Genomic DNA, 5,567 nt, shown 5'->3' with positions numbered 1-5,567 from the left:
GGTGGGCCCTACGCTCGGAGTGGGGGGCGGGAGCGGGTTACGCCGCCTGCCACCGCCCGCTGCTTCGGCGCAGCCGCCCCCGTCCAGCACGTGCCCCGGCGCGACAGCAGCCGCCGCAGCCACAGCTCCGTGGAGATCAGGTCCGCCAGGCCGTCCAGCGGCAGGCGTTCGCCCGCCGCCGCGGCCCGCAGGGCACGGCGGACCGTGCGGGCCTCGATCAGGCCCGCGTCCGCGAGCAGCGGGGCCTCGAAGAGCGCGATCAGGGGGTCGATCGCGCGGCGCAGACCCGCGCGGGCCGCCGCCGTGGACGAGGCGTGGGACGTCGCGCCCCAGCCGGGCGGCAGGTCCCGCACCCCGGACCCCGCCAGGACCGTCCGCAGGATCGCCGCCCGCGCCCCCGGCTGCACCCGCACCGCCTCGGGCAGGGCGCGGCACGCCCGTACCACCTGGTTGTCCAGGAACGGCGCGTGCAGCCGCTGGCTGCGGATCTCGGCGGCCTGCTCCAGGACGCGGTGGTCGGCGGCGTACCGCGCGAGGGCCGCGCGGGCCCGTGCCTCGCCGGGGCGCAGCACCGTCGCGGGCCGCGTCGCGGACGCCATCAGCCGGATCGATACTTCAGCCAGCGCCTCCCCGGTGAGCCACCGCGCGGCCGGCCCGGGCCGGGTCCAGGCCAGGGACGCGAGCGAGGCGTCGAGCGGGGTCTCGGCCGCCGCGTCGACGAGGTCCGCGTCGCGCCGCAGCCGCTCGGCCGCCGACTCGATGCCCGTCCGGTACGGCGTACGGGCGAGCCGGCGCGCGGCCCGGTACACCGTGAGCGGGACGAAGAGGGAGTTCGCGGAGGGGCCGCCCGCCTTGGCCAGCGCCGCCGCGGGGCGCAGGAGGTGGCGGCGCTGCCGGTCCATCAGCAGGTCGGCCAGGCGCGCCGGATGGGCGTCCAGGACCTGGCGCGCCCCGCTGCCGGTGAAGTGGTCCGCGCTGCCCGCGGCCAGCCGGCGGCGGTGGCGCTCCGCCATGACCAGGGAGGGGCCCGGCTCGTCGGTGAGCGGTCCGGCGAGCTCCGCGTAGGGCAGGGCCTCCTCGTCGCCGGCCACCACCACGTGGTGCAGCCGGGGGTTGGCCGCGATCGCCCCGGCCCGCTCCACCTCGGCCTCGGCTCGGCGGCCGGGCACGGCGAGGTCGTTGAAGGTGACCGCGAGGAGCCGTTCGCCCGCGCCGGTGCCGTGGCCGAGCACCGTGCCGGGGTTGCCGGGCAGCCCGGCGGCGAGCAGCGCGAGGGTGGCCGAGGCCGGACCGCCCGAGAGGTCGGCGCCGATACCGGGAGCCGGGCCCCCGCGCGCGGCGCGCCGCTCGGCGGGGCCCATGCCGGGCACCGGCCCCGGGTCCGGCGGCAGGGTCTCGGGGGCGTGGCGCGGCGCGGTGAGCCGGGCCCGTACCGCCGCGACCAGTGCCTCCCGTACGCCGTTCACCGCGCTCTCCTCGTCGACCTGGGCGGCGGCGACGGCGAGCGAGGCCATCGGCTCGTACCCGGTGATCTCCCGCGAGCCCTCGCGCAGGACGAGCGCGTGGCCGGGCGGGATGCGCCGTACGCCCGCGTAGGGGGTGGAGTCGCCGAGCGCCTCGGGTACGTCGGGGCAGGCGAGCAGCGCCGCCAGGTGGCCGATGTCCAGCTGGGCTTCGATGAGGTCGGCGAGCGGCAGGGCGGCCGTGGCGTACGCGGTGCCGCTCGCCCAGGGCGTGTAGAAGACGGGGCGGGCGCCGGCCAGGTCACCGACGACAGTGACCCTGCGGCCGACCTGGGCGACCGCCGTATAGCTGCCCGGCCATGCCGACAGGTGCCGCAGCGCGCCCCCGCGTGCCGCGAACAGTCCTACCCGCAGCTCCTCGTCGCTGGCGGCGCAGCAGCCCAGGACCGCGAGCCGGGTGTCCGCCCCCACGCTGACCACGCGGATCTCGTCGGGGCGCCAGTCGCCGACCGCCCAGAGCGGGTCGGGGTCGCCCCACAGCAGCTGGGAGCCGACCGGATGCACCGTGCGCCCCTCCTCGGGCGCGCCCAGGGCGCCGGCCGTACCGATGGCACCGAACCTCGCGGCGACACTGCTCCAGCCCACCAGCCACCGCATCGCCGCCTCCACAGCCTGTGGACAACCCGTCGCCCGCGCCGACAGAACCGGGACCAGCCACAGGCAGGCGGTTCTGAGGTCGCTCGGGACCATGCTGCCATGACAATGGCGTGCGGGAGGGGCCTCGGGGTAGCGCGCGCAAAAAGTGAACGCGCTCCCATGGATGGCCGATTGACAGCTCCTCAGCGGCGCGGAAGCGGTGTTTCCGGGTGAGAGGGGACCATCGCTTTTCGGCCAACTTCACCCCGGGCGCGCGTGGCGGAGGCCCCGGAGCGGGCATGAAACGGGCAGCGGAGCCGGCACACGGGACCCCCAGTCCGGGAGGCGCTGTCCGCCTCCCGGACCGGTCCGCCGCCCGCGGGGATTGAGGCGACGGTGTCCCCCAGCCCACTGGAACCAGTTCAGCGGGCCGACCCACGCACCTGACATGGAAGCGCTTCCCGCTCCGCGCGGGCCAGAGCGCACGCACCGCGCACGGCCACACACCCGGAGCACGCGCCCCGGGGCCCAACTCGTCCGTACGGAGAGCAATCCCGCCATCCGGAACACCGCCCCTTAACGGTCGGGATGCGGCGAACTACGCTGGGTGCACTGCTGTTCTCCGCGGGCGGCATATTCCTGGGGGCTCGGCCACACGAGTGTGCGGCCGGACGGACCCGGGGCGCGGCCCCGGGGGACGCCGTCTGTGTCGAGGGGTGGCGCATGTCCAGGGAGCAACGCGGGCCGAACGAGAAGCTCGGCACCGTTCTCGCCCTCGCGGGAATCAGCAACGCCGGACTGGCCAGAAGGGTCAACGACCTCGGTGCGCAACGCGGTCTGACCCTTCGTTACGACAAGACATCGGTGGCCCGCTGGGTCTCCAAGGGGATGGTCCCCCAGGGCGCCGCGCCCCATCTGATCGCGGCGGCCATCGGCGCCAAGCTCGGCCGCCCGGTGCCGCTGCACGAGATAGGCCTCGCCGACGCCGACCCGGCGCCCGAGGTCGGTCTGGCGTTCCCGCGCGACGTGGGCGAGGCGGTCCGCTCCGCGACCGAGCTCTACCGGCTCGATCTCGCCGGACGGCGCGCGGGCGGCGGCATCTGGCAGTCGCTGGCCGGATCCTTCGCGGTGACGGCGTACGCGACCCCCGCCTCCCGCTGGCTCATAACCCCCGCCGACTCGTCGGTGGCGCGCGACCACGACGGGGCGGCCGGGACACCGCTGAAGGTCGGCCACAGCGATGTGGCCAAACTGCGCGAGGCGGCCGAGGACGCCCGCCGCTGGGACTCCAAGTACGGCGGCGGTGACTGGCGTTCGTCGATGGTCCCCGAGTGCCTGCGGGTGGACGCGGCCCCGCTGCTGCTCGGCTCGTACTCGGACGAGGTCGGCCGGGGGCTCTTCGGGGCGACCGCCGAGCTGACCCGGCTGGCCGGCTGGATGGCCTTCGACACCGGCCAGCAGGAGGCCGCGCAGCGCTACTACATCCAGGCGCTGCGCCTCGCGCGCGCGGCGGCCGATGTCCCGCTGGGCGGCTATGTGCTCGCCTCCATGTCGCTCCAGGCCACCTACCGGGGCTTCGCCGACGAGGGCGTGGACCTCGCGCAGGCCGCCGTCGAGCGCAACCGGGGCCTGGCGACCGCCCGCACCATGAGCTTCTTCCGGCTCGTCGAGGCACGCGCGCACGCGAAGGCGGGCGACGCGCTCGCGGCCGGCGCCGCGCTGAAGGCAGCCGAGTCGTGGCTGGAGCGCTCCCGGGACGGCGACGCGGACCCGTCCTGGCTGGGCTTCTACTCGTACGACCGCTTCGCGGCGGACGCGGCCGAGTGCTACCGCGACCTGAAGGCCCCGCGCCAGGTGCGCCGCTTCACCGAGCAGGCGCTGTCGCGCCCCACCGAGGAGTTCGTGCGCTCGCACGGCCTGCGGCTCGTGGTCTCGGCGGTGGCCGAGCTGGAGTCGGGCAATCTGGACGCCGCCTGCGCCGCGGGCACGCGCGCGGTGGAGGTCGCCGGACGGATCTCCTCGGCGCGCACCACCGAGTACGTACGGGACCTGCTGCACCGCCTGGAGCCCTACGGGGACGAGCCGCGCGTCGTGGAGCTGCGCGAACGGGCCCGGCCGCTCCTGGTGGCCCCGGCGTAGATCACTTCCGCGACGGGTTTACCGGCGTTGTCAGTGGGCCAGTGCACTATCTGGGGTGGGAGGTGTGGTGGTGACCGCGTACGACTGTGACGTGCTGGTGATCGGCGGCGGGATCGTCGGTCTGTCGACGGCGTATGCCCTCGCCCAGGCGTCGCCCAGCACCCGGGTGACCGTCCTGGAGAAGGAGGCCGGCCCGGCCCGCCACCAGACCGGCCGCAACAGCGGGGTGATCCACAGCGGGATCTACTACCGCCCCGGCTCCCTCAAGGCGCGGTTCGGGGTGCGCGGAGCCGCCGAGATGGTGGCGTTCTGCGCCGAGCAGGGCCTGCCCCACGAGGTGACCGGCAAGCTCATCGTGGCCACCGACCGCACCGAGCTGCCGCGGCTGCACGCCCTGGTCCAGCGCGGCCGGGAGAACGGCATCCCGGTGCGCGAGCTGGGCCCCGCCCAGATCGCGGAGTACGAGCCGGAGGTCCAGGGCCTCGCGGGGATCCACGTCGCCACCACCGGCATCTGCGACTACCCGGCGGTGGCGGCCCGGCTGGCCGAGCTGTCCGGCGCGGAGATCCGGTACGGGACGGAGGCCGTGCGGATATCGCGCCGCCCCGACTCGGGTGTGGCCGTGCGCACCTCGACCGGGGCGGTGCTCAGGGCCCGGGCGCTGGTGAACTGCGCGGGGCTGCACTGCGACCGGGTGGCCCGGCTGGCCGGGGACGACCCGGGGGTGCGGATCGTGCCGTTCCGGGGCGAGTACTACGACCTGGCGCGGCCCGGCCTGGTCAAGGGGCTGGTGTATCCGGTGCCGGACCCGGCGTTCCCCTTCCTCGGGGTGCATCTGACCCGGGGGATCGGCGGCGGCGTCCACGTCGGGCCGAACGCGGTCCCCGCCGCGGCCCGCGAGGGCTACGACTGGCGTACGGTCCGCCCCGCCGAGCTGGCCTCGACCCTGAGCTGGCCGGGCACCTGGCGCATCGCCGCCCGCCACTGGCGGTACGGAGCGGGCGAGATCCACCGCTCGCTCTCCCGCCGCGCCTTCACCGAGGCGGTCCGCCGGCTGCTCCCCGACGTCCGGGACGAGGACCTCCGCCCCGCCCCGTCCGGTGTGCGCGCCCAGGCGGTGCTGCGCGACGGCACCCTGGTCGACGACTTCCTCATCCGCGAGGCCCCCCGCACGATCCACGTCCTGAACGCCCCGTCCCCGGCGGCCACCGCGTCCCTGCCGATCGGGCGCGAGGTGGCCCGGCGGGCGCTCGGGGTGCTCGGGGCGGCGCGGGTGTAGCGGACCGCCGGCGGGCCGCTACACCCGCGCCGCCCCGAGCACCCCGAGCG

3 protein-coding genes are annotated in these 5,567 nt (G+C 76.1%); 2 read left to right on the top strand and 1 reads right to left on the bottom strand.

Annotated elements, in window-relative coordinates; genetic code table 11:
* Positions 1-8: 8 nt before the first annotated feature.
* Positions 9-2,120: an asparagine synthase-related protein gene (locus ACJA3G_RS28630; RefSeq protein WP_406555935.1), complete on the bottom strand. Its 2,112-nt coding sequence runs from the start codon at positions 2,118-2,120 to the stop codon at positions 9-11.
* Positions 2,121-2,822: 702 nt separating this feature from the next.
* Here ACJA3G_RS28630 and ACJA3G_RS28625 point away from each other — a divergent pair.
* Entirely contained in the window at positions 2,823-4,238 is a 1,416-nt protein-coding gene (locus ACJA3G_RS28625; RefSeq protein WP_067162776.1) for an MFS transporter, read from the top strand.
* A 70-nt stretch (positions 4,239-4,308) separates the two neighbouring features.
* Positions 4,309-5,517 (top strand): L-2-hydroxyglutarate oxidase, encoded by a 1,209-nt coding sequence (gene lhgO / locus ACJA3G_RS28620; protein WP_406555934.1) that lies wholly within the window; start codon positions 4,309-4,311, stop codon positions 5,515-5,517.
* The last annotated feature ends 50 nt before the right edge of the window (positions 5,518-5,567 follow it).

Source organism: Streptomyces sp. YS-3 (assembly GCF_045257485.1).
Taxonomy (GTDB): Bacteria; Actinomycetota; Actinomycetes; order Streptomycetales; family Streptomycetaceae; genus Streptomyces.
The sequence above is the reverse complement of the archived record's forward strand: the minus strand, read 5'-3'. Positions and strand labels throughout refer to the sequence as shown.